This is a genomic window from Sphaerisporangium sp. NPDC051011 (genome assembly GCF_040653595.1).
Taxonomy (GTDB): Bacteria; Actinomycetota; Actinomycetes; order Streptosporangiales; family Streptosporangiaceae; genus Sphaerisporangium.
In genome coordinates, this window is sequence record NZ_JBFAGG010000035.1 from 1 (window position 1) to 23,639 (window position 23,639).

At 69.4% G+C, this 23,639-nt stretch carries 22 protein-coding genes, 1 pseudogene and 1 riboswitch; of the genes and pseudogenes, 12 read left to right on the top strand and 11 right to left on the bottom strand.

Going from position 1 to position 23,639, the window contains the following annotated elements:
• The first annotated feature begins 532 nt into the window (after positions 1–532).
• Entirely contained in the window at positions 533–2,617 is a 2,085-nt protein-coding gene (locus AB0H21_RS40340) for a S9 family peptidase (protein WP_358527241.1), read from the top strand.
• On the top strand, positions 2,614–3,621 hold the full coding sequence (mgrA, locus tag AB0H21_RS40345; RefSeq protein WP_358527244.1) for an L-glyceraldehyde 3-phosphate reductase: 1,008 nt from the start codon (positions 2,614–2,616) through the stop codon (positions 3,619–3,621). Before AB0H21_RS40340 ends, mgrA begins: the two co-directional genes overlap by 4 nt.
• 7 nt (positions 3,622–3,628) lie before the next feature.
• On the opposite strand, the gene AB0H21_RS40350 is transcribed toward mgrA, so the two are convergent.
• The gene (locus tag AB0H21_RS40350) at positions 3,629–6,199 is read right to left on the bottom strand and encodes a lysylphosphatidylglycerol synthase domain-containing protein (protein WP_358527246.1); all 2,571 of its coding nucleotides are present in this window, start codon (positions 6,197–6,199) and stop codon (positions 3,629–3,631) included.
• 277 nt (positions 6,200–6,476) lie between these two features.
• Between AB0H21_RS40350 and AB0H21_RS40355 the strand changes: the two are divergent.
• Both AB0H21_RS40355 and AB0H21_RS40360 read left to right on the top strand, forming a co-directional pair.
• Positions 6,477–7,817: pseudogene (locus tag AB0H21_RS40355) on the top strand (molybdopterin-dependent oxidoreductase); the annotation flags it as partial.
• Positions 7,818–8,130: 313 nt separating this feature from the next.
• Positions 8,131–8,481 carry a molybdopterin dinucleotide binding domain-containing protein gene (locus AB0H21_RS40360; RefSeq protein WP_358527290.1) on the top strand — a complete coding sequence of 117 codons (351 nt, stop codon included), beginning with the start codon at positions 8,131–8,133 and terminating at the stop codon, positions 8,479–8,481.
• Between the two features lie 9 nt (positions 8,482–8,490).
• Here the strand turns inward: AB0H21_RS40360 and AB0H21_RS40365 are convergent, their stop codons facing one another.
• Positions 8,491–8,940, bottom strand: coding sequence for a GNAT family N-acetyltransferase (locus AB0H21_RS40365; protein WP_358527249.1), 450 nt, complete (start codon positions 8,938–8,940; stop codon positions 8,491–8,493).
• A gap of 122 nt (positions 8,941–9,062) precedes the next feature.
• Here AB0H21_RS40365 and AB0H21_RS40370 point away from each other — a divergent pair, with 122 nt between their 5' ends.
• Positions 9,063–9,515, top strand: a complete 453-nt coding sequence (locus AB0H21_RS40370; RefSeq protein ID WP_358527251.1) for a hypothetical protein — start codon at positions 9,063–9,065, stop codon at positions 9,513–9,515.
• A gap of 64 nt (positions 9,516–9,579) precedes the next feature.
• Here the strand turns inward: AB0H21_RS40370 and AB0H21_RS40375 are convergent, their stop codons facing one another.
• Together AB0H21_RS40375 and AB0H21_RS40380 are read right to left on the bottom strand one after the other, a co-directional pair.
• Positions 9,580–9,966 (bottom strand): VOC family protein, encoded by a 387-nt coding sequence (locus tag AB0H21_RS40375; protein WP_358527254.1) that lies wholly within the window; start codon positions 9,964–9,966, stop codon positions 9,580–9,582.
• Between the two features lie 46 nt (positions 9,967–10,012).
• The gene (locus AB0H21_RS40380; protein ID WP_358527256.1) at positions 10,013–10,264 is read right to left on the bottom strand and encodes a hypothetical protein; all 252 of its coding nucleotides are present in this window, start codon (positions 10,262–10,264) and stop codon (positions 10,013–10,015) included.
• 7 nt (positions 10,265–10,271) lie between these two features.
• Positions 10,272–10,340, bottom strand: a riboswitch (guanidine-III (ykkC-III) riboswitch).
• Positions 10,341–10,544: 204 nt separating this feature from the next.
• Here AB0H21_RS40380 and AB0H21_RS40385 point away from each other — a divergent pair.
• Both AB0H21_RS40385 and AB0H21_RS40390 read left to right on the top strand, forming a co-directional pair.
• Positions 10,545–12,368 carry an acyl-CoA dehydrogenase gene (locus AB0H21_RS40385; RefSeq protein WP_358527259.1) on the top strand — a complete coding sequence of 608 codons (1,824 nt, stop codon included), beginning with the start codon at positions 10,545–10,547 and terminating at the stop codon, positions 12,366–12,368.
• A gap of 158 nt (positions 12,369–12,526) precedes the next feature.
• Entirely contained in the window at positions 12,527–12,751 is a 225-nt protein-coding gene (locus tag AB0H21_RS40390; RefSeq protein WP_358527262.1) for a hypothetical protein, read from the top strand.
• Between the two features lie 19 nt (positions 12,752–12,770).
• On the opposite strand, the gene AB0H21_RS40395 is transcribed toward AB0H21_RS40390, so the two are convergent.
• Entirely contained in the window at positions 12,771–13,064 is a 294-nt protein-coding gene (locus AB0H21_RS40395) for a Dabb family protein (protein ID WP_358527264.1), read from the bottom strand.
• A 386-nt stretch (positions 13,065–13,450) separates the two neighbouring features.
• Between AB0H21_RS40395 and AB0H21_RS40400 the strand changes: the two genes are divergently transcribed.
• The 3 genes from AB0H21_RS40400 (at position 13,451) to AB0H21_RS40410 (ending at position 15,723) form a co-directional block, all read left to right on the top strand.
• Positions 13,451–13,894 (top strand): helix-turn-helix domain-containing protein, encoded by a 444-nt coding sequence (locus tag AB0H21_RS40400; RefSeq protein WP_358527266.1) that lies wholly within the window; start codon positions 13,451–13,453, stop codon positions 13,892–13,894.
• Positions 13,895–14,030: 136 nt separating this feature from the next.
• The gene (locus AB0H21_RS40405; protein WP_358527268.1) at positions 14,031–14,483 is read left to right on the top strand and encodes a hypothetical protein; all 453 of its coding nucleotides are present in this window, start codon (positions 14,031–14,033) and stop codon (positions 14,481–14,483) included.
• Between the two features lie 7 nt (positions 14,484–14,490).
• On the top strand, positions 14,491–15,723 hold the full coding sequence (locus AB0H21_RS40410) for an MAB_1171c family putative transporter (RefSeq protein WP_358527270.1): 1,233 nt from the start codon (positions 14,491–14,493) through the stop codon (positions 15,721–15,723).
• A gap of 41 nt (positions 15,724–15,764) precedes the next feature.
• Here the strand turns inward: AB0H21_RS40410 and AB0H21_RS40415 are convergent, their stop codons facing one another.
• From AB0H21_RS40415 to pdhA, 3 genes are read right to left on the bottom strand one after another with little or no spacing between them, the layout of a single operon-like run.
• On the bottom strand, positions 15,765–17,126 hold the full coding sequence (locus tag AB0H21_RS40415) for a dihydrolipoamide acetyltransferase family protein (RefSeq protein ID WP_358527273.1): 1,362 nt from the start codon (positions 17,124–17,126) through the stop codon (positions 15,765–15,767).
• 8 nt (positions 17,127–17,134) lie between these two features.
• A complete protein-coding gene (locus AB0H21_RS40420; protein WP_358527276.1) occupies positions 17,135–18,109 on the bottom strand; it encodes an alpha-ketoacid dehydrogenase subunit beta in 975 nt (324 codons plus the stop codon).
• On the bottom strand, positions 18,106–19,206 hold the full coding sequence (pdhA, locus tag AB0H21_RS40425) for a pyruvate dehydrogenase (acetyl-transferring) E1 component subunit alpha (protein ID WP_358527279.1): 1,101 nt from the start codon (positions 19,204–19,206) through the stop codon (positions 18,106–18,108). Before pdhA ends, AB0H21_RS40420 begins: the two co-directional genes overlap by 4 nt.
• Positions 19,207–19,518: 312 nt before the next feature.
• On the opposite strand from pdhA, the gene purS reads away from it, so the two are divergent.
• Positions 19,519–19,764, top strand: a complete 246-nt coding sequence (gene purS / locus AB0H21_RS40430; protein ID WP_358527281.1) for a phosphoribosylformylglycinamidine synthase subunit PurS — start codon at positions 19,519–19,521, stop codon at positions 19,762–19,764.
• A gap of 225 nt (positions 19,765–19,989) precedes the next feature.
• A complete protein-coding gene (locus tag AB0H21_RS40435; RefSeq protein WP_358527292.1) occupies positions 19,990–20,379 on the top strand; it encodes an ATP-binding protein in 390 nt (129 codons plus the stop codon).
• A 169-nt stretch (positions 20,380–20,548) separates the two neighbouring features.
• Here the strand turns inward: AB0H21_RS40435 and AB0H21_RS40440 are convergent, their stop codons facing one another.
• From AB0H21_RS40440 to AB0H21_RS40450, 3 genes are all read right to left on the bottom strand, one after another.
• On the bottom strand, positions 20,549–21,850 hold the full coding sequence (locus AB0H21_RS40440; protein WP_358527283.1) for a helix-turn-helix domain-containing protein: 1,302 nt from the start codon (positions 21,848–21,850) through the stop codon (positions 20,549–20,551).
• 227 nt (positions 21,851–22,077) lie between these two features.
• On the bottom strand, positions 22,078–22,443 hold the full coding sequence (locus tag AB0H21_RS40445; protein ID WP_358527286.1) for a hypothetical protein: 366 nt from the start codon (positions 22,441–22,443) through the stop codon (positions 22,078–22,080).
• 11 nt (positions 22,444–22,454) lie between these two features.
• On the bottom strand, positions 22,455–23,333 hold the full coding sequence (locus AB0H21_RS40450; protein WP_358527288.1) for a hypothetical protein: 879 nt from the start codon (positions 23,331–23,333) through the stop codon (positions 22,455–22,457).
• Positions 23,334–23,639 lie beyond the last annotated feature (306 nt).

The window sequence follows — 23,639 nt, forward strand, 5'->3', positions numbered from 1 at the left end:
TGGCTTTTAACACACTGTTGAGTTCTCAAGAAACGGACGCGTACACCATCACCCGAACCCGACCAGGGATCCGAACTCCGGGGCTTCCATCTCGTGTGCCTTCAGGCTATCAAGTCGCTTGACCGCCAGCAAATCGCGCCGTTACCAGCACTTGACTTGCGACCCAGCAAACCCACTAGCATTCAGGCCGCCCCGTCTCCAGGGCAACCCCTCTACTTTAGACCAACCTGCCCCGCATGGCAAGCGAAGCTTGGAAGATCTTTTAGAGGGGATCGCCAGCACCTCTGGTCAAGCTCACGCGCAACTCACCCGGAGGTGATCTGCGGTGGGATTGGCCGGTCGATGCCGACAACAAAAGATTAGCAGCCCCCGAGAGCACTGGCGCACACGTCGCGACGGCCCCACAAGCCGAGGCCCACCAAACCGAGGCCCACCAAACCGAGGTCCATCGACCGCCACCTGCCCGTCAGCACGCCTGAACGGCTCGCCGTCAGACCAGATGAGGGCGAGGGCAAGTCCTAGACTCGGCCAAGTGAGCAGCGACACGCCTCCCGTGGCGAAGAAGGTTCCGGCCGAGCGGACTCATCACGGCGACACCGTGATCGACGACTACGCATGGCTGACGAACAAGGACGACCCTGACACGGTCGCGTACCTGGAGGCCGAGAACGCCTTCACCCACGACCAGACCGGCCACCTCAAGGACCTGCAGGAAGCGGTCTTCCAGGAGATCAAGGCCCGCACCCAGGAGACCGATCTCTCCGTCCCCGCGCGCAAGGGCGGCTGGTGGTACTACTCGCGGACCGAGGAGGGCAAGCAGTACGGCATCCAGTGCCGTCTGCGCGTCGAGGGCGACACCCCGCCCGAGCTCAAGGCCGGTGAGCCTCTGCCGGGCGAGCAGGTGCTGCTGGACGGCAACGTGCTCGCCGGCGACAGCCCGTTCTTCGCCATGGGCACCTCGGCCGTCAGCCCCGACGGTTCGGCGCTCGCGTACTCGACCGACTTCAGCGGCAACGAGCGCTTCACTCTGCGGTTCAAGAGACTGGACACCGGCGAGGTGCTGGCCGACGAGATCCCGAACATCTTCTATGGCGGCGCGTGGGCGGCGGACGGTTCGGCGTTCTTCTACACGACCGTGGACGACGCGTGGCGCCCGTACCGCGTCTACCGTCACATGATCGGGACGTCGGCCGACGAGGACGTGCTGGTCTACGAGGAGTCCGACGAGCGGTTCTGGGTCGGTATCGGCCTCACCCGCAGCGAGCGGTTCGTCGTCCTGAGCGCGGGCAGCAAGATCACGAGTGAGGTGCGCGTCCTCGACGCCGAGTACCCCACGGGCGAGTTCGCGGTGGTCCGTCCGCGTCGGACCGGGGTGGAGTACACCATCGACCACCAGGGCGACCGCTTCCTGATCCTGCACAACGAGGGGGCGCGGAACTTCGAGATCGCCGCCGCGCCGATCGACGACCCCGCCGCGTGGACGCCGCTGGTCCCGCACCGGGAGGACACCCGGCTGCTGGACGTCGACGCCTTCTCCGACCACCTGGTGGTGCACTTCCGCCGTGACGGCCTCACCGGCATCCGGGTGCTGCCCGAGGACGGCGAGCCGTACGAGATCTCCTTCCCGGAGCCGATCCACACCGCCGAGCCCGCGGGGAACCCGGAGTTCCACACCGGCAGGCTGCGCCTGGCGTACGCCTCGATGGTGACGCCGCCCTCGGTGTACGACTACGACCTCACCTCACGCGAGCTGATCCTGCTGAAGCGGCGTCCGGTGCTCGGCGGGTACGAGCCCGAGGGCTACGAGCAGTTCCGCGAGTGGGCGGTCGCCGAGGACGGTACGCGGATCCCGGTGTCCATCGTGGCCAAGAGGGGGACGCCCCGTCCCGCGCCTACGGTGCTGTACGGCTACGGCAGCTACGAGGCCTCGATCGACCCGTCGTTCTCGGTGGCGCGGCTGAGCCTGCTGGACCGCGGCATGGTGTTCGCCGTCGCGCACGTCAGGGGCGGCGGCGAGATGGGCCGCCGGTGGTACGAGGAGGGCAGGCTCTCCAACAAGAAGAACACCTTCAGCGACTTCGTGGCGGTCGCGCGCCACCTCAAGCGTTCGGGCTGGTCTAGCGAGATCGTGGCGCGGGGCGGATCGGCGGGCGGCCTGCTGATGGGCGCCGCGGTGAACCTCGCGCCCGAGGAGTTCTCAGGCGTTGTGGCCGAGGTCCCGTTCGTGGACGCGCTGAACACGATCCTCGATCCGTCGCTACCGCTCACGGTCATCGAGTGGGACGAGTGGGGCGATCCACTGCACAACCCTGACGTATACGCGTACATGAAGTCGTACACCCCGTACGAGAACATCAACGACCGGACATACCCACCCATTCTCGCGATCACCAGCCTCAACGACACCCGCGTCCTGTTCCACGAGCCCGCCAAGTGGGTCGCCAGGCTCCGCGCCACCGCCGCCGGAGGCCCCTTCCTGTTGAAGACGGAGATGGGCGCCGGCCACGGAGGCAGGAGCGGGCGGTACGACGCGTGGCGCGAGGAGGCGTTCACCCTCTCCTGGATCCTCGACCGGGCCGCCACAGGAGCGACAGAAGACACCGAGGAGAAGAAGTGACGTATTCGGCATCGAGCGATCGTTACGAGCGGCAGCCCTACAACCGGTCCGGCAGGAGCGGCCTGAAGCTTCCCGCGGTGTCGCTCGGGCTCTGGCACAACTTCGGGGACGACAAGCCGATCGAGACCCAGAGGGCCACCCTGCGCCGGGCCTTCGACCTCGGTGTGACGCACTTCGACCTGGCCAACAACTACGGCCCCCCGGCCGGCTCCGCCGAGCGGAACTTCGGCCAGATCTTCGCGCAGGACTTCAGGCCGTACCGCGACGAGCTGATCATCTCGACCAAGGCCGGGTACGACATGTGGCCCGGCCCGTACGGCGAGTGGGGCTCGCGCAAGTACGTGCTGGCGAGCCTGGACCAGTCGCTGGCGCGCATGGGCCTGGACTACGTCGACATCTTCTACAGCCACCGGCCGGACCCGGACACCCCGCTGGAAGAGACCATGGGCGCGCTGGACACGGCCGTCCGGTCGGGCCGGGCGCTGTACGCGGGCATCTCCAACTACAACCCCGAGCAGACGCGCCGCGCAGCCGAGATCCTGCGGCAGCTCGGCACGCCGCTGCTGATCCACCAGCCGAACTATTCGATGTTCGACCGCTGGATCGAGGACGGTCTGCTGGACACGCTTGAGGCCGAGGGCATCGGCTGCATCCCGTTCTCGCCGCTGTCGCAGGGCATCCTCACCAACCGGTACCTCGACGGCATCCCCGAGGGCTCGCGCGCCGCCAAGGAGCGGTTCCTGCGGCCGAGCCACATCACCGAGGACGTGCTGCGCCGCGTCCGCGCGCTGAACGAGATCGCCGCGGGCCGCGGGCAGTCGCTCGCGCAGATGGCGCTGTCCTGGGCGCTGCGCGACGCGCGGATCACCTCGGTGCTGATCGGCGCGAGCAGCGTGAAGCAGCTCGAGGACAACGTCGCGGCGGTGGACGACCTGGAGTTCTCGGCCGACGAGCTCGCCGCGATCGACAAGGAGATCGCCGAGCCGGGCCGCAAGGTGCTCTGAGGGAAACCTAGAGGGCGTCGTGCCGCTGGAGCCAGGCGAACGACGCCCACCCCGGCAGGACGGGCAGCCAGAACGTCAGCAGCCGGAACAGCAGGACGGCCGAGGTGGCGACGGTGCCGGGCAGCCCGGACAGCGTCAGGCCGAGTGAGAGGGACGCTTCGACCGCGCCCAGCCCTCCGGGGATGGGCGCGGCGGAGCCGATGGCGTTGCCGGCGAGGAACACCACGGCGACGGACGTGAAGGGGAGCGAGCCGCCGAAGGCGCGGACGCAGGCGTCCAGGCAGACGATGAACGCGAGGGTCAGCAGCAGCGTGCCGCTGACCCCTTCCAGGATCTTGCGCGGCGACTGCAGGACGTCCAGCAGCCTGGGGATCACCCCGGAGAACAGCGGCTTGATGCGCCCGGCGACCAGGCGCCGCAGTTGCGGGACGGCCAGGACGAGCAGGACGACCACGCCGGCGGACAGCAGGCCGATGACGATGCCCCGGGACGGGCTCACCGACGGGGCGGCCTTGGTGCCCGTGACGTAGCCGAACAGCAGCAGCAGCACGATGTGGAAGCCGAGGCCGACGAGCTGGGATGCGCCCACGCTCGCCACCGCGAGCCCTGGGGCGATGCCGCGTTTCTGCAGGTAGCGGGTGTTGATCGCGACACCGCTGACCGCCGCGGGCGCGACGAGCTTGACGAACGAGCCCGCGAACTGCGCCAGCACCGTACGGCCGAGAGGCAGGGCCTCGGGGACGAAGCCGCGCAGCATGAGCGCGGCGGCGACGTAGCTCATCCCGGCGGCGGCGAGCGCGACGCCGCCCCAGCCCCACTTGGCCGAGGTGACGACGTCCGCGAGGTTGACCCGGCTGAGCTGGGAGAGCAGGAAGTACGCGGCCAGGGCGCTGGCGATGATCGTGACGACGGTGCGCGGCCGGAACCGCTCCAGGCGTACCTCTTCGACCTCGACCTGCGGGGTGAGGGCGACGATGTGCTCGCGCAGGGCCGGCAGCAGTTCCTTGTTCTTGCCGACCTCGGCGCGGGTGCCGCGGGTGAGGGCGATGCGCTGGAGCAGCGGCAGGGCCCCGGCGAGAGCCTGCTTGGGCATGACCTTCGAGGCCGACACCACCGAGCGCTCGGGGCCGACCCGCAGGGCGAGGTAGGTGAGCAACTGGGCGACGTCCAGGCGCAGCAGCAGGTCTCCGGCCGCGATCTCGCCGCTGCGGGCGTCCATCAGGACGACCTCGCCGCCGTGCAGGTGGATGCTGTCGCCGGTGAGGCGGCGGTGGGCGAGCCGCTGCGCCTGGAGCAGCTCGACCTGCTTCCAGATCTTGATCAGCAGCTCGTCGGTGAGCTCGTCGTCGGCGACGTCCTCCAGCGCGCGGGTCTCCAGGTGCTCGTACGCGAGCAGGGCGGCGTCGGTGCCGATCTCGCTGGTGCCGACCAGGCGCGGGGTGTTCGCCCCGACGGCCTGGGCGGCGTACGCCATGAGGGCCTCGCGCTCCAGCTCGGCGCGCAGCGAGCGGATGGCGCGGCGGCGGGTCTCGGAGTTGAGGCGGATGCGCCGCCACAGGCGGTAGAGGACGCCGGAGACCTGCCGGTCGCGGTCGAGGACGGTGACGTCGAGGCGGCGCTCGTCGGACATGGTCACGGCGTAGCGGCGGCTGCCCTGCGGGTCGTCGTTGATGCGCCTCGCCTTGACGGGGACGAACCCGAGGCGGCGGAGGGCGGCGATGACCGTGCTGCCGGGCGGGCGGGTGTTGGGGCTGCCGACGACGTACAGCGTGGCGTACCCGATGGCGAGGCCGACCAGATAGGTGACGAAGACGCCGAGAGCGGTGGCCTCGGCACCGGTGAACAGGGCGAAGACGTCCAGGGCGATGGCCATCCACATCACCGCGCGCCAGGTGGGGCGGCGGGAGATGCGGACGGCGGTGACGTAGGCGACGACGGAGGTGAGCAGGGTGTTGATCGGCTCGACCGAGCGTCCGCCCGTGAGGAGTTGGCGCAGGTCGCCTGGACCGGCCACGGCCAGCCACTCGCCGAGCACGAAGGAGGCGAGCATGCCGGTGATGGCCGCGATCAGTCCCTCGGCGACGCGCAGCCCGTCGCGGTGGAAGACCCGTTCGACGGCGTAGGCGGCGGGCACGGCGAGGACGGCGGTGCCCGCGAGGAAGGCGGCCACGCCGATCAGCAGGTCGGGGGCGCGGCTCGTGCCGTCGGTGACGTCCTTCTCCAGCCCGTCGAGCGTCTGCTTGGCGACGAGCGCGAGGAGGATCACGGCGGCGAGCGCGGCCAGCGTGCCGAGGAAGCGGAGGGCGTCCGAGGGACGGCGGATGCGCTGGGGCAGCAGGGGCTCGACGACGAGCACGAGGGAATCGCGGGAGGCGTCGGCGGACGGGCCGGCCTCCTGGGCCTCGCGCCGTGCCTCGGACCGGGTCTCGGGGGCCGCCTCCGCGTGGACCGCCGCGTCGTGCCCCTCTTCAGCCACCGACTCGCGCGATGGATCGTGCGCGGTCACGTCGGCGTCGGCCGCGGAGATCTGCTCCCCCGCCGCTTCCTCCGCCTCGTCACGTTGCCTGATTTCGGTCACCGCCGACGTCTGCACTCGTCTCGCGTCATATGATCTTCCTAGCCCTAGTTCGCGTTGATCGCGCAGGACCGACGGAAATCGGCGGCTCTGTTTCCGGGCGTTCTTGGCGCGCGCCCTGGCAGGCCGCCGGAGTTCGGTCGCCCCCGGCCATTCGTTGACACTCTACGGCGCGTCCGCCGGTGGGGGATCAGCCGGACGAGACATGATCGATGGTGATGGTGCGGACACCGGACGGGGTCCCATGGTTTGGTAATGACCGCCCAGGTAGCGTTTATTCATGACACGTGAGCTGAACGTGCTGGGGGCGTGTCCGCTGGACTGTCCGGACACCTGCTCGTGGGTGGTGACCGTCAGGGACGGCGAGGCGGTGGGCCTGCGGGGCAACCGGGAGCAGCCGTACACGCGCGGCGCCCTCTGCGTGAAGGTGAATCGTTATCTCGAGCACACCAAGGCCGCCGACCGCATCCTGCACCCGATGCGCCGGGTCGGGCCGAAGGGGTCGGGCCGCTTCGAGCGCATCTCGTGGGACGAGGCGCTGGACGAGATCGCGACCCGGCTCACCGCGATCATCGACGAGTTCGGCGGCGAGGCGATCTGGCCGTACCAGGGGACGGGGACGCTCGGGTACATCCAGGGCGAGTCCGGACTCGCCGGGCAGCGGCTGTGGAACGCCCTGGGGGCGTCGCGGCACGACCTCAACATCTGCTCGCGGGCGGGGAACCTCGGGCTGGCGCGCACGAACGGCACTCCGGGCGGCATGGACCCCGAGACGTTCGCGCTGTCCAAGCTGATCCTGCTGTGGGGCACGAACACGCTCACGAGCGGCCATCACCTGTGGAAGTTCATCCAGGAGGCGCGCGCGAACGGCGCCCACGTCGTCGCGATCGACCCGATCAGGACCCGCACGGCGGACCAGGCCGACGAGTACCTGGCCATCCGGCCGGGGACGGACGCGGCGCTCGCGCTGGCCCTGATGCACGTCGTCCTGGACGAAGGGGCCGAGGACCGCGACTACCTGGAGCACCACACCACCGGCTGGGAGGATTTCGAGCGAGAAATCCGCAAATATCCGCCGAAGGTGGCCGCCGAGATCACCGGCATCCCCGAGAAGGACATCCGCGCCCTCGGCGTACGCCTGGCGCACACCCGCCCCACCGGCATCCGCACCACGATGGGCATCCAGCGCCACCAGGGCGGCGGCACGGCCATGCGCACGATCGCCTGCATCCCCGGCGTCACCGGCGACTGGAAGTACCCCGGCGGCGGCCTGGCGTACTCCACCAGCGCCTACGTGCCGCTGCGCGTCGACTCCCGGCGCGAGTTGCTGCCCAAGCCCGTGCGCACGCTCACGATGACCCGCCTCGCCGAGGGCCTCGCCGACACCGAGAAGCCCGTCAAGTGCCTGTGGGTCTACGGGGCCAACCCGATGGGCAGCACGTCGGACCAGAACCGGATCCGCGAGGGCCTGCTCAGGGAGGACCTGTTCACGGTCGTGATGGAGCAGTTCCCCACCGACACCGTCGACTACGCCGACATCGTGCTGCCGGCGACCATGCAGTTCGAGCACATGGACCTGCACCACGGGTACGGCCACATGTACCTGCTGTGGAACGAGCCCGCGGTGGCCCCCGCCGGGGAGTGCCTCTCCACCACCGAGACGTTCCGCCGGCTGGCCCGCCGCCTGGGCCTGACCGAGCCGTCCCTCTACGACTCCGACCTCCAGATCGCCGAGGAGCTGCTGTCGGCGGACCACCCGGCGCTGGCGGGCATCACGGTCGAGGGGCTCCGCGAGAAGGGCTGGGCGCGGCTCAACTACCCCGAGCCGTTCGTGCCGTTCACCGACGGGTTCCCGACGCCGTCGCGCAGGCTGCGGTTCGTCCCCGAGGGCAAGGCCCGCCACGATCCGCCCCGACGGGCCGTACAAGCTCGCGATGATCACCCCGGCGTCGCACGTGTTCCTCAACACGGTGTTCGGCAACAACCCCGAGCTGGCCCGGCGGGCGGGCGCGCCGAAGGTGATGGTGAACGAGAAGGACGCCGCCGACCGCGGCCTGAGCCACGGGCAGCGAGTGCGGGTCTTCAACGACAACGGCGGGATGACGGCCGAGGTGGAGATCACCGACCGGGTGGCCCCCGGCGTGGTCGCGACGCCCAAGGGGAGCTGGCCCAAGCTCAGCCCGGGAGGGACCAACGTCAACGCGCTGGTGGACGAGCGCGACGCCGACATGGGCAGGGGCGCGGTCTACCACGACAACCTCGTCGAGATCGGCCCGCTCCCCTAGGGGCTCGCCTCAGAGGGCCAGCTTGAAGCCCACGTGGGAGTCGACGAAGCCCAGCGAGGTGTAGAAGCGGTGGGCGTCGGGGCGGGCCTTGTCGCTGGTGAGCTGCACCATGCGGCAGCCGCGCTCGCGCGCCCTGTCGATGGCCCACCCGATCATGGCGCGCCCCAGTCCCTGGCCGCGCGCGCCCGCGCCGACGCGGACGGCCTCGATCAGCGCCCGCTCCCCGCCCCTACGGGACAGCCCGGGGATGTAGGTGACCTGCATGGTGCCCACCACATGGCTGTCCGCCTCGGCGACCACCAGCTCCTGGCGGGGGTCGCGGTCGATGGCCTCGAAGGCGGTCATGTAGACCTCGTCCTGGGGGTCGCCTTCTCTGGCCGCCGCGATGGGATCGTCGGCGAGCATGGCCACGATGAGGGGGACGTCCTCCCGGCGCGCGGGACGAAAGATCACAGACATATTCAAAGGGTATCGGGACCGGTCCGGCGAACACGTGCCCCCGGAAACCGAACGCGGCTCAGGGGAGGATCAGGGTTCTCCCCCGATGTACCGAAGGCGTCACACAGGGCACTCTGGATGCCATGAACGAACTGACTCGGCGCGACGAGATGTCGCTCGCCGGCGCCGCCCTGCGGGGCGCGCCCTGGAAGGCCGCGGCGATCACCGGTACGGCGGCCGCGGCGATCAGCTTCACGATGGGGCTCATCCTGCCCGGCCCCGCCGACCTGACCTGGGCCCTGTGCCTCGGAATCAGCCTCTTCAGCCTGGTCGCCGCCGTCGGCGCCGTGCGCAAGCCCGACGTCGGCGACAGGGTGACCCGCCAGGCGCGGCTGTGGTCGCTGCGGCACCCGTGGAGGTTCTCGCTCTACCCGGGTATCGGCGCCGCCGTCCTGATGTACCCGATCCAGCTCATCTTCGACCAGGAAGGCGTGTTCGGCGCCGCCTGGGACGCGCTGTGGGGCGGCGCGCTGGTCTACCTGATCGCGGCCCTCGGCACGCTCTCGCTCAAGGGAAAGGCCCGGTCCGCCCGCTGAGCCGGCCGGCGGGGGCCCCGGGCCCCCGCGCCTGGGCTCTTCTGTGCTCCTCCGGGGGCCGGAGTCAGTCCCCCATGGCCTCGCGCTCGGCCTGGCCGCGGCACACGCAGAACTCGTTGCCCTCCAGGTCGAGCATGGTCACCCAGCCGGTGCCGTCGCTGTAGCGGTGGTCCTCATGCACCGTGGCGCCGAGGCCGATCAGCCGCCGGACCTCGTCGTCGCGCGTCCCGTCCCCCTGCGGCCTCAGGTCGAGGTGCAGGCGGTTCTTGACGGACTTGCCCTCCGGGACGCGGATGAACAGCAGGTGGGGCTCGTTCGGCCCCACGAGCATGATCTCGTCGTCGTCCTCGTCGGTCTCGTCGTCGAAGGGCCACCCGAGCACTTCGTGCCACCATTCGGCGAGTTCGTACGGCTCGTCGCTGTCGATCGTGACAGTGTGGATGCCAATCATGCGCGCCAGCTAAGCGCAACACCAGCAAAAGCGTCAAACCGGTTGCTCAGTGCTCGGCGGCGGGCTCCCCTCGGAGCGTCACGCGGGCCAGGCTCACCGCGGAGACCAGGGCCCAGACGCCTTCCAGTAGCAGGAATCCCCAGTCGCGGTTCGCCAGCGCCACCCAGGCGAGCACCGCGGAGCCGACGAGGTTCAGCGTCAGGTAGACGACCGAGCCGGGCCGGAGGACCTTGAACTGCGCGAGGACGAAGGCGGTCAGGACGGCGATCGCGCCGGCGATCTGAATGATCTGTTCCATGTTGATTCGCGCGTCGTCTTCGCTGGGCCGGGTACGACGCGCCACTCGTCCGGGAGGCCCCGAGACGGGGCCTCTGGCACCGAAACTAGCAAATATCACACCCGCCGGACCTTCTTGGTGAGGAACTTCACCACAGCCGGGTTTCCCATGACGGCCTATCTACACGGACATACCGGACGACGTGGTGGTTCGTCCGGTTTTCTAGGGGTTACTCGCGGGTAGCATTGGAGGTAAGGTTACTCACGAGTAGTTCTTATGCCGGTTCGAGGAGACGCGCAGCATGGGCCACTACAAGAGCAACGTCCGGGATCTTGAGTTCAACCTCTTCGAGGTGTTCGGCCGTCGTGAGATCCTCGGGGCCGGGCGGTTCGCCGAGGTGGACGAGGACACCGTGCGCAGCGTCCTCGACGAGGTGCACCGCCTGGCCACCGGCGTGCTGGCCGACTCCTTCGAGGAGGGGGACCGCACTCCGCCGGTCTTCGACCCCGCCACCAGCACGGTGACGATGCCGCCGCGTTTCCGGAAGTCCTTCGAGACCTTCCGCGACGCGGGCTGGACCAACCTCGACCTGCCCGAGGACCTCGGCGGCCCCGGCCTTCCCCGGTCGGTCGCCTGGGCGATGGCCGAGATGGTCCTGGGCGCCAACCCCGCCATCTGGATGTACAGCAGCGGCCCCGCCTTCGCCCACGTGCTGCACGTCATCGGCACCGAGGACCAGAAGCGCTTCGCCGCGCACGCCATCGAGCGGCAGTGGGGCGCCACGATGGTGCTGACCGAGCCGGACGCGGGCTCCGACGTCGGCGCGGGCCGGACACGGGCCGTCGAGCAGCCGGACGGCACCTGGCACATCGAGGGCGTCAAGCGGTTCATCACCAGCGCCGAGCACGACATGGCCGAGAACATCTTCCACCTCGTGCTCGCCCGCCCCGAGGGCGCCGGCGCGGGCACCAAGGGCCTGTCGATGTTCCTCGTCCCCAAGTTCCTCGTGGACCCCGAGACCGGCGAGCCCCGCGAGCGCAACGGCGTGTACGTGACCAACGTCGAGCACAAGATGGGCCTCAAGGCGTCCACGACCTGCGAGCTGACCTTCGGCGAGAAGCACCCGGCCATCGGCACGCTGGTCGGCGGGGTGCACGAGGGCATCAAGCAGATGTTCATGATCATCGAGCACGCCCGCATGATGGTCGGCACCAAGGCCATCGCCACCCTGTCCACCGGCTACCTCAACGCTCTGGAATACGCCAAGCAGCGGGTGCAGGGCGCCGACATGACCCGCATGGCCGACAAGTCCGCCCCGAGGGTGACCACCACCCACCACCCGGACGTCCGCCGCGAGCTCATGCTGCAGAAGGCGTACGCCGAGGGCATGCGCGCGCTCGTCCTCTACACGGCCACCTTCCAGGACGCGGTACAGATCGCCGCGTTCGAGGGCACCAAGGACGCCGCGGCCGAGGCGATGAACGACCTGCTGCTGCCGCTGGTCAAGGGCGTCGGGTCGGAGCGCTCGTACGAGATGCTCACCCGGTCGCTGCAGACACTCGGCGGCTCGGGCTACCTGCAGGACTACCCGATCGAGCAGTACATCAGGGACGCGAAGATCGACTCCCTGTACGAGGGCACGACGGCGATCCAGGGCCAGGACCTGTTCTTCCGCAAGGTGCTGCGCAACCAGGGCGCCGCGCTCGGCTCGCTGGTCGCCGAGATCAAGGAGTTCACCGCCTCGCAGGCCGGGAACGGCAGGCTGAAGGAGGAGCGCGCACTCCTGGACGGCGCCGCCGACGACGTCAAGGCGATGGCGGACACCATGGCCGGCTGGGCGATCGGATCGCTGGAGGACCCCAAGGAGGTCTACAAGGTCGGCCTCAACACCACCCGGTTCCTGCTGGGCCTCGGCGACCTGGTGATCGGCTGGCTGCTGCTGCGCCAAGCCGAGATCGCGCTCAAGGCCCTCGGCGAGTCCGAGCGCGACACGGCGTTCTACCAGGGCAAGGTGGCCGCGGCCTCGTTCTTCGCCCACACCGTGCTGCCCCGGCTCTCCGCCGAGCTGCGCACGCTGGCCGCCACTGACCAGAGCCTCATGGAACTGCCCGAGGAAGCCTTCTGACGGCCGGTCCCGCCCGGCGGGACGGCCGTGCCAGGCCTGTCCGGATGAATCGGTGATCGAGCGCCTTGTGGTGGGTATGACCCTGCCGCGAGGCGCTCTTTACCGTTCTGTCGAATTCCCTGGAACTTCCTGGAATTCCGTCGAGCCCGGAGGTCTAGATGGGCATCGGGGTCAGTCTCTTCCTCCTGACCATCGGCGCGATTCTCAAGTTCGCCATCGACCCGGATGTGCTGGGCACGTCCGTGCACATCGATGTCATCGGCGTGATCTTCATGGTCGTGGGCGCCGTCGGACTGCTGCTCAGCTTCCTGATGATGGCCCGGCGCGGCCGGACGTCCGGAAATCGCCTTCTGGACCGCGAGCAGAACCCGCCCACGGTCTGAACGCCGGCTCGGTAACCGTTCAGAGGCTGTACTGCACCGCGACGCGGCCGGCCACGATCGGGGTGATCGCCTCGGCGATCACGGCGCGGTGCGCGGGGTGGTCGCGGTAGACGATGTAATCGGCCACGGAGTCGAAGTCGGCCACGACGGCGAACTCGTAGTTGCCCTGGTTCACGCCGGCGTCGCCGCCGATGTCGTAGGCGCGGATCTCCGGGATCGCGCCGGGGAGTTCCTTCAGACGGGTCTCGACGGTGGCCTTCTGCTCCTCGGTGGCGTCCGCGACCCAGGTGAACAGCACGACGTGCCGGAACATGATCTCTCCTTCGCTAGCCTGCGCCCGCCAGCGTACGGCCTGGGCCCCGCGCGGGGATCACGTACGCGGGCGACGGCTTCCGAGCCGCTTCCAGGCCGTCGGGGAAGCCGTCGGGGAATGGCCGGCCGCGCGCATCGCGAGATAGCTGGATGCCGGAGAAAAGGGTTTCCGGCGAACGACCCGATGCCCCACGTGATCGACGTTCGCCGGCCGTCACCATCATTTATCTCAGTTGATGGTTACGGTAGGAGCGTAAACTAGGGAAAGAATCGTCGTCAACTGTGATTTGGGAGCCGTACGGGTAGCCGTCCACCCGAGCTCGTGGACCGGTATGCTCCAATTCACCGGCCCACGTCTGGGGAAGGGCCGGTCGCATGGAGGCGCAGATGCCCGACACCGCTCCAGGGGATGAGCGGACCCTCGCCGCGAAGCTGAACCACCTTTTCCGTACGATCCATCCCCGTACCGGCGGTGAGTACAGCTTCGAGGAGGTCGCCACGGCCATACGCGACCGCGGCGGGCCCACCATCTCCGCCACCTACATCTGGCAGCTCCGCAAGGGCATCCGCGACAACCCGACCAAACGGCACCTCGAAGCCCTGGCCGGTTTCTTCGGCGTCCCTCCCGCGTACTTCTTCGACGACGCCGCCGCCCAGCGCATCGACGCCGAGCTCGCGCTGCTGAGCGCGCTGCGCGACTCGTCGGTCCGGCAGATCGCGCTGCGCGCCGCGGGCCTGTCCCCGAAGTCCCTGGACGCCATCACCGAGATGGTCGAACGCGTCCGCGAGCTCGAAGGGCTGCCCGGCAGGCCTCCCGCGCGAGGAGCCTGACCGTGCCCCCCTCCCCGCCGCGAACCGGCCCCACCGCCCGGAGCCCCCGCTGACGCGCCAGGCGCGGAGCCTGAGGGCGCTGCGCCGCCGCTGCGAGGCCCGCCTGCGGGAGATCCCGCTTCCCACGCCCTTCGACGTGCGGGAGCTGTGCGCGGCGATCGCCGAGAAACGGGGACGGCCGATCCGGCTGTTGCCGATGACCGGGCAGCCCGGCCTGTGGGGCCTGTGGGTGGCGACCGACACGGCCGACTTCATCCTGTACGAGCAGGCCACCACGCCGCCCCACCAGGAGCACATCATCCTGCACGAGCTGAGCCACCTGCTCTGCGATCACTACGGCTCCTCCTTCCCGTCCGTGGACAGTGGCCAGGCGCTGATGCCCAGCCTGGACCCCCAGATGGTCCACACCGTGCTGGGGCGGACCGCCTACTCCGCGGTCGAGGAGCAGGAGGCCGAGCTGCTCGCCTCGCTCATCCAGCAGCGGGCCCGCCGCCCGTCCTCGGCGCCCGGCCCGCCCGACCAGAGCGGCGCCCTGCTCAACCGCCTGCTCGCGGCGCTGGACTGGTCCCAGCCCGACCAGCCGCGCTGAGGAACCGATGGGCGACTGGCTGCGCCTCTACGGCCCCCCGCTGCTCGGATGGGCCCTGCTGTTCTCACTGCTGCCGCACGCCTACCTGCGCCCTCCCGACCTCGCCCGGCGGATGCTCGCCGAGATCCTGCTGACGGTGACCGTCTCGCTGACGGTGCTCACCCCCGCGGTCTACTCCGCGATCGGCCAGTACACCGGCGTCCCCAACCTCGCCCGGCTCCTCGGCCACGCCAGCATGCTGACGGCCACCTGGTCGGCCCAGACGCTGCTGCGCCTGCTCAGCGCCCCGACCTCCCGCCTCACCACGCGGCAGAGGTACGCCCACCTGTGGGTGCTGGTCCCAGCCTTCGTGATCCTCGGCGTGCTGTTCGCGCTGGCGCCGACCCCGGTGGACGACGTCCGGTTCGCGGGCCGCTACGCCGGGGCGCCGTGGGTCTTCGAGTACTGGATCGTCTACCTGGCGTTCCTGACGCCGGCGTTCAGCAACCTCGTGCGCTTCGCGTCGCGGTACGCGCGGCTGGCCGTCAACTCGACGCTGCGCCTCGGCCTCCGCCTCGCCGCGATCGGCGCGGTGTGCGGGCTGGCCTACCACGTGCACAAGGCGTTCGTCTTCGGCACCGCGCGGTTCGGGTTCCCGTACCTTCCGAAGGCCGAGAGCCACGTGCTGGACGCGGTGCTGCCGCTCGCCGGGCACGTCCTGTTCCTGGCCGGGGCCACCATGCCCACCTGGGGGCCGCTCCTCGGCCTGCCCGTGCTGCTGGACTGGTTCCAGCGCTACCACACCTACCTGGCGCTGCGCCCGCTCTGGCTCGCGCTCTACCGGGCCAGCCCGCAGATCGCGCTCACCCCTCCCGCCTCGGCGCCGGCCGACCTGCTGACCGTCCGCGACCTGGGCCTTCGCCTGTACCGGCGGGTCATCGAGATCCGTGACGGCCGGATGACCCTCCAGCCGTACTTCGACCCGGAAGCGGCCGCCGCCGCGCGCGCCGCCGCCGTACGGGCGGGGATGAGCGGGCAGCGGCTGGAGGCGGTCGTTGAGGCCGCCACGCTGGCCGCCGCCCTGCGGGCCAAGGCGCGCGGCGCGGCGGCGGTCGCACACCCGCCCGCGACGCCGATCCCCGGCGGGGGCGACCTGAACAGCGACATCGCCTTCCTGCTCGACGTCGCCCGGGCCTACCGGCACGGCCGGCCGCGGGTCTCGGTCTCGCGCCCGACCTCGGCGGCGGGCGCGGGACGCTGAAGGGCCCGGGAGAACGTCCCCGGGCCCACGGCGGCGGCGCGTCAGCTCCAGGCGAGCATGCGCAGCGGGTCCTCCAGCATGGCGCCCACGTCGCGCAGGACGTAGGAGCCGAGCTCGCCGTCGACGATGCGGTGGTCGAACGACAGGGCCAGCGTGGTCACCTTGCGCGGCACGACCTGGCCGTCCACCACCCAGGGAAGGTCGCGGACCTGACCGAACGCCAGGATCGCGGCCTCGCCGGGGTTGATGATGGGCGTCCCCGCGTCGATGCCGAAAACGCCGACGTTGGTGATGGTGATCGTGCCCCCGGTGAGGTCGGCGGGCTGGGCTTTGCCCGCCCGGGCGCTCTCGGTCAGCGCCGCCAGGGCCTTGGCGAGGTCCGGCAGCGACAGGGCCTGCGCGTCCTTGACGTTCGGGACGATCAGCCCGCGCTGGGTCGCGGCGGCGATGCCGAGGTTCACGTAGTGCTTGACCACGATCTCGTCGCCGGCCCAGCTCGAGTTGATCAGCGGGTAGCGGCGGGCGGCCGTGAGCAGCGCCTTGGCCACCAGCAGCAGCGGCGACACCTTGACGTCGGCGAAGTCGGGCATCTGCCGCAGCCGGCGTACGGCGTCCATGGTCGCGGTGACGTCGACCTGGAGGAACTCGGTGACGTGCGGGGCGGTGAAGGCGGAGGCGACCATGGCCGCCGCCGTGGCCTTGCGCACGCCCTTGACCGGGACGCGCTCCTCCCTGACCCCGGCCGTGACCAGGGCGGGCGCCGCCTGGGGAGCCGCGGCGGCGGCGTGGACGTCCTCGCGGGTGATCGAGCCGCTCGGGCCGGTCCCGGCGATGGTGGCGAGGTCCACGCCGAGGTCCTTGGCCAGCTTGCGGACCGGCGGCTTGGCCAGCACCGCGACCCCGCCGCGCCTGGGAGCGAGAGCGGGCGCCGGGGCGGGCCGGACGGGGGCCGGCGGCGGAGCCTCGGCGGGCGCGGGAGCCTGAGCCTGGGCGGGGGCCTGGGTGGGGGCGTGGCCCTTGCGGGGGCGGCGGGTGGTGGCGCCCAGCTTGACGCCGTACCCCACCAGTACCGGCTGGCGCTCCGGCTTGGTCTCCACGGCCTCGGGCGGGGGCGCGGGCACCATATCGTCGGCCGGCGCCGTCTCCCGGGTGGTGTCCGCTCCCTCACCGGTGTCGACGGCGATGATCGGCTTGCCGACGTCGACCGTCTCGCCCTCGGCGGCCATGAGCGAGGCGACCACGCCCTCGTACGGGCACGGCAGCTCGACCACGGCCTTGGCGGTCTCGATCTCGACGATGGTCTGGTTGATCGTCACCTTGTCGCCGGCGGCGACGTGCCACTTGACGATCTCGGCCTCGGTCAGGCCTTCGCCGACGTCGGGGAGCTTGAACTCGCGAAGCACAGCCCCTCCTAGAAGGTGAAGGCGCGGTCGACGGTGTCGAGCACGCGGTCGAGGTCGGGCAGGTAGTGGTCCTCCAGCCGGGACGGCGGGTACGGCGTCGAGAACCCGCCGACGCGCAGGACCGGGGCCTCGAGGCTGTAGAAGCACGCCTCGGTGACGCGGGCGGCGATCTCCGCGCCGAGTCCCGAGAAGACGGGCGCCTCGTGCGCCACGACGCAGCGCCCGGTCCTCCGCACCGACTCGAAGATCAGGCCGGTGTCCAGCGGCGAGAGGCTGCGCAGGTCGACGACCTCGATCGAGCGGCCCTCGCCGGCGGCGGCGGTCGCGGCCTCCAGGCACGTCTTGACCATGGGCCCGTAGGCGAGGAGGGTGACGTCGGCGCCCGGGCGCACGATCTGGCCGCGGTCGAACGGCAGCGGGGTGGCGTTCTTGTCGACCTCGGCCTTGTCCCAGTAGCGGCGCTTGGGCTCGAAGAAGATCACCGGGTCGTCGCTGCTGATCGCCTGGCGGATCATGTGGTAGCCGTCGGACGGGTTCGAGCAGGCGACCACGCGCAGGCCGCCGGTGTGCGTGAAGTACGCCTCCGGGGACTCGCTGTGGTGCTCGACCGCGCCGATGCCGCCGCCGCAGGGGATGCGCACGACGATGGGCAGCTTGAGCTTGCCAAGGGAGCGCAGCGGCATCTTGGCGAGCTGGGTGATGATCTGGTCGGCCGCGGGGAAGACGAACCCGTCGAACTGGATCTCGCACACGGGACGGTAGCCGCGCAGCGCGAGGCCGATCGCGGTGCCGATGATGCCCGACTCGGCGAGCGGGGTGTCGATGACGCGGTTCTCACCGAAGTCCTTCTGCAGGCCGTCGGTGACACGGAAGACGCCCCCGAGCTTGCCGACGTCCTCTCCCATGACAAGGACCTTCGGGTCGTCCTCCATGGCGGTCCGCAGACCTTCGTTGATCGCCTTGGCCAGCGCGAGGGTCGTCATCGGACGCCTCCCTCGAAGGTGGCGAGGTAGGCGGCGTACTGATCCCGCTCTTCTTTGAGCAGGTTATGCGGCTCGGCATACACGTGAGCGAAGATATCCAAGGGATGGGGATCGGGCATTTCCAGACAACGCTTGCGCACGTCACGGCCGAGGTCCGCGGCCTCGGCGTCGATCTTCTCGAAGAACTCCTGGTCGGCGAGCTGGTTCTTGAACAGGTACGCCTTCACGCGCTCGATCGGGTCCTTCAGCTTCCACGCCTCCAGCTCGCCCGCCACGCGGTAGCGCGTCGGGTCGTCGGAGGTGGTGTGGGCCCCCATGCGGTAGGTGAAGGCCTCGATCAGCGTGGGGCCCTGGCCCTCGCGGGCGTTCTTGAGCGCCTGGCGGGTCACGGCGAGGCAGGCGAACACGTCGTTGCCGTCCACGCGGACGCCCGGGAAGCCGAAGCCGCTGGCCCGCCGGTACAGGGGGATCCGGGACTGCTTCTCCAGGGGCTCGGAGATGGCCCACTGGTTGTTCTGGCAGAAGAACACGATCGGCGCGTTGAACACCGACGCCCAGATGAACGACTCGTTGACGTCGCCCTGGGAGGTGGCGCCGTCGCCGAAGTAGACGATGGAGGCGGCCTCGGCGCCGTCACGCTGGATGCCCATGGCGTACCCGACCGCGTGCAGCGTCTGGCTGCCGATGACGATCGTGTACAGGTGGAAGTTGTGCTCGGCGGGGTCCCAGCCTCCGTGGTTGACGCCGCGGAACAGGCCCAGGAGGTTGACGGGGTCGACGCCGCGGCACCAGGCGACGCCGTGCTCGCGGTAGGTGGGGAAGGCCATGTCGGCGTCGGTCAGCGCCCGTCCGGAGCCGATCTGGGCGGCTTCCTGTCCGAGCAGAGATGCCCAGATGCCGAGTTCTCCCTGCCGCTGGAGGGCCACGGCCTCCATGTCGACGCGGCGCACGAGCACGAGGTCGCGGTACAGGGCGCGTACCTCTTCGGCGGTGAGGTCGATGTCGTAGGCGGGGTGCTCCACACGCTCGCCTTCGGGGGTGAGGAGTTGGACGAGCTCGAAGGGTGCCTCGGCACCATGAGAGGCGTCGAATGTCACGTGCCGCTCCTGTGCGTTTGGGGCCGTGCTGATGGGGTCTCCATCCATGTTCGGCCAGTTGACACGCTTACGCACCTTCTGGTGGTGGTACGTAGACGTCTGGGGACATCGTGGCAGAAGCCACAGGCCATTGCGCAAGACGGTGACACCCTCTTATCCACACTTCTCCCGTTCCCGGTGCGCCTCGGCGCACACTCGTCACGTGATCGGGTACCGCCTGGGGCCGCCCGGAGGACGGAGGCCTGGCCGGTCACCGTTAGGCTGGTCACGCCGGCCCGGCCGGGCGGCACGAACAGGGAGGAAGAGGAACACGTGGCACGCGTCATCGTCGACGTCATGCTCAAGCCGGAGATCCTCGATCCGCAGGGGCAGGCGATCGCCCGGGCGCTGCCCCGCCTCGGCTTCTCCGGCGTCACCGAGGTGAGGCAGGGCAAGCGGTTCGAGGTCGAGCTCGACGGCCCGGCCGACGAGGCCGCCCTTGCGGACGTCCGAAAGATGGCCGAAACCCTGCTGGCCAACACGGTGATCGAGGACTACGCTGTGCGCATCGAGCCCTAGGACGGCCCGCGCCAACGTCTCCAAGGCTTCGCAAATCACCGCAAAAGGAACTTTGGACGGACCGGAAAGCAAGCGTCTGCCCAACACTAAATAACAACAGCGTGATTTTGCGGTTAGCCCCGATACATCGGGGAAACCTCTCCAACGTGACTTTCGGCGCCACGGAGGGGTCCGGTGGATATTGAGTTCTCGTTGGCCTTGCCTCGGGATGCGATCGGCATTCCGATGGTCCGGCGGGTGCTTGGGGACACCCTTCGCTGCATCGGCGTCAGCGAGGACTGCGTATCAGACGTGCTCCTGGCGACCTCCGAGGCCTGCGCCAACGCCGTCCGGCACGGCGGCCCCGCCAAGCGCTACGAGGTGACCGCCGCGATCGGCCAGGGCCGGTGTGAGCTGCGGGTCGCCGACGGCGGCCTCGGCATCGGCGCCGTCCCCCGGCAGTACCCGCCCGGGGACGCCGAGCACGGGCGCGGCATCCTGATCATGGAATCGGTGGTCGACGAGATCTTCTTCGACATCACCCCCGGCAGCGGCACCACCGTCCTGCTGCGCAAGGAACTCGACTGGGACGAGGAGTTCCTCGCCCGCCACGACCGCGAACTGGCGTCCGTCTGACCGCCTTGACAGCCCCGCCGGCCGCGCGCACCGCCGGTCCCGCGTCGAAGTCCTCCCTCGCCGCCTTCAGGCCTATGGCCGAAATCACCCCTCCTGCCGTCTCTAATCGGCGCCGCCCGTCCCTGACGTCCTCCCCCGGCCCGGTCGGCAGGTAGCCGTCGTCCCCGCTTCAGGCGCCTCGGGCGGGTTCGAGAGACAGGACCTTGCGGAACTCGGTGACGGAGGGGCGGTCCTGCTGGTCCTGTGGCACAGCGCGGAGCACGAGGTGTCCGGTTTCGTTGATATGACGGATTCGCTGGCTGGGCTTGAGCGCGTCGATCGTCGTCGCTGCCTGGTGCATCCCTTCATCGATTCCACCTTGGACGACCGTGCACAGCGCCCGATGGAGGTCAGCGTTGACCGGGTGGATGTAGCTCCGACTGTGCTTGAGAACGTTGCTGCGGGCCGTTTCGGCCGCCGAGTCCTGACCGGCGGCGGCGTACACCCAGCTTTCGGTGAAGTAGATGCGATTCGGCGTCCAGAAGCCGTACGCGTCCGGGACGACATCCCTGTCAGCGATCGCCTGCAGCGCATGCAACGTATCGAGCGCCTGGTCGTTCCTGCCGAGCATGGACAGGGCCTTGGCCTCGGTGGTCATCAGGTCGACGTCTGGCTCACGGGTGAGCTGCTGGGCGCGACGCACCAACTCGAGGACGGACTGCGGGGACCGCTGGCCGTACAAGCCGTGCCCGGCCTCCTCGCACCTGACCAGGAGGCGGAGAGTCAGGTCACCGGAGGTGTCGGCGGCCTGCCGTGCGGTGCGCCACCAGCGGATGGCCATGCCGTGATCGTCCAAGTAGGTCAGGACAATGGCGTGGATGGAGGAGAGCACCGCCATGCTCCGTTGCAGCTCGATCTCGTCGGCGGAAGTGGCGGCGTCCAGTTGGCGGCGTAGCGCGTACAGGTCGATGAGGAGGTCGGTTGCAACCTGAGCCGGGGGACGCGTACGTAGCGCGTGCAGGTGGTCGGCGCAGGCCCGGTCCCAGTCTTCGAGACTGCGGTGTTCGTGGCCGAGGGAAAGGTCGAGCAACTGGCGCAGGGGTTCGCTGGACACGCCCAGGGCGCTCAAGGTGCCCAAGCCGGCGAGGAACTGGAGGGCGGCACGGCGCTCCATGTCGTCATCTCCGTTGCGTTTTTCACAATGCGTACCCGCTTTCGAGCGTTGCGACTCGGCGGCGTGGAGGCGTTCGAGCGTGTCGTACAGCGCGGCCAGGATGCCGTGTGCCCCGTAGACCTGGTCGAGGCGCGTGATCATGTCCGGCGGGGGAACGCGTTCGCCGCGTTCCCACTTGGCCAGGTTGGAGAAGTCGGTGTACATCTGCGAGGCCGCCCGGCGGAGCCCCAGGTTCGGTCGGCTCTCACGGCAGTGACGCATCACCGCGCCGAACAGGTGCCAGGGGGAGGCGTGCGGGCCGATCGGGTCTGCGCTCATGGCACCCCTTGCGATCGTGGCTCCGGCGTGGCCACATGTGACCACGCCGACGACCTTCATCAAGCAATCACGGTCAATGATTACATCAACACGTTGGGTAGTTGGGCGAAACGACGAACCACCCTCCGCTACACACACCGGGACCACTCGACGACAGCCCGCGAAGACCGCAGACCGGTCGCGACCGTTCATTCATCATGGAGAGAAGCGGTAGCCGACCCTGCCGGTCAGTCGATGAACAGCAACCCGGCGGCGGAGACGGTAAGCGCGCGGCGGAGCCACGCCTCGAGTTGGTCGGGGTCGGTGCACGTGGTGATTTCGTATCGCTCCTCATCGGTAAGGGGCACCCCACGAGCCTCCAGGACAGCGAGGAGGACGCCGGGCTCCCAGAACATCTCGTCGGCGCTGTTCACGGTAAGAGCGCGCCGGAGCAACCTCTCAAGGATGGCCATGTCCCGCGCGGCGGCGATCTTCCCATACTCCTCAGAGGTGACAGGCACCTTGCGAGCATGCAGCACGTACATGATCGCCATGGCCACGCCTTCGGCACGGGACACTGCCACGGTAGAGGAGGGCTTGGCGGCGATGAACATGTCGGAAGGCATCATGCGAGCAACTCGTCAGTGGTCAAGACGGTGCCTGCGCGAAGAAGCCATTGTTCGAGCTGACCGGTGTCGGTGCAGGAGGTGATGCGCTTGCGGTGGCTTTCGGTAATGGCGAGGCCGCGGCCCTCCAGCACCAGCAGGATGGAGTTCGCCTCCCCTTCGGCACGGCCTTCCTTCCGACCCTCCTCACGGCCTTTGGCGCGGAGTTCGGAGATGTAGGGGTAGGTCTTGGTAGCCATCAGCTTCCTCCATAGCTGCCTTGCGCGTCCCCTGCCGAGCCCGGACTCGGTGAACTCGGCCAGGCCGACGGCCTCTTGCTTGTCGATGTCGCGGAGTGCGTCGGCCAATACTTCGAGTATCGCATCCGCCTGTCGTGACCTTGCGTGTACGACCGCTGACAGGATGGCGAAGTGGATGTCCGCGGCCGCCTGGTCCCGGTCGAGGATGACCGGGACGTTGTCAGGGCCGAGCACCAGGGGGCGGACGGTCAAGGTGTGCCAGTCGGGCAGGCCGACCTCATAGGGCTTTTCGGCCCAGCGTGCGGTGGCGAGGCTACGGCAGGTGACGATGAGCAGCACACCACACTTGTGGATGTCGTGCAGGTGGGCGACATAGCGCGCCCATCGGCGACGCTTCTCCTCGGACCTGTTGGTCTGGGACTCGATGGCGACGATCACCTGTCTGTCGGGATAGTGCAGCATCAGCAGGGAGTCGACCCAGCGGGGGACGGGTTCCAGGTCGGTGAGGTCGACGTTCATGATCTCGACCTTGACCGGGTCGGGGAGGGGCACGCACAGTTCGTTCCGCAGGACGCGAGGGACCAACTCGGTGCGTCGTTGGAAGATCCTGTGCAATGCCTCGTGCGGCGCAGTGGGCATGACCGTAAGTTATCGGTAAACCACAGAGCGTGCACAGGCGGGCGTGGTCTCGGCCCGACCACACCTGACCACGCCGTTGGCCTTCCGACTCCCGCGATCACCGCCCACGATGACACCGCTACAGCCAGTAGCCATGGAATGGCGGGACCCGCAGGCGATCGCAGCGCCGTGCGGGTCCCTGATCAGGAAGTGAGTCCTGACCAATGGTGCAGCTTAGTGGTCCGGTTCGTAAGTCATTCGAGGGTTCACGCGGCTGCGGGTAGTGCGGCAGGCTGGTTGCTGCAGCCAGCGGGCTGCTGGGAGTGG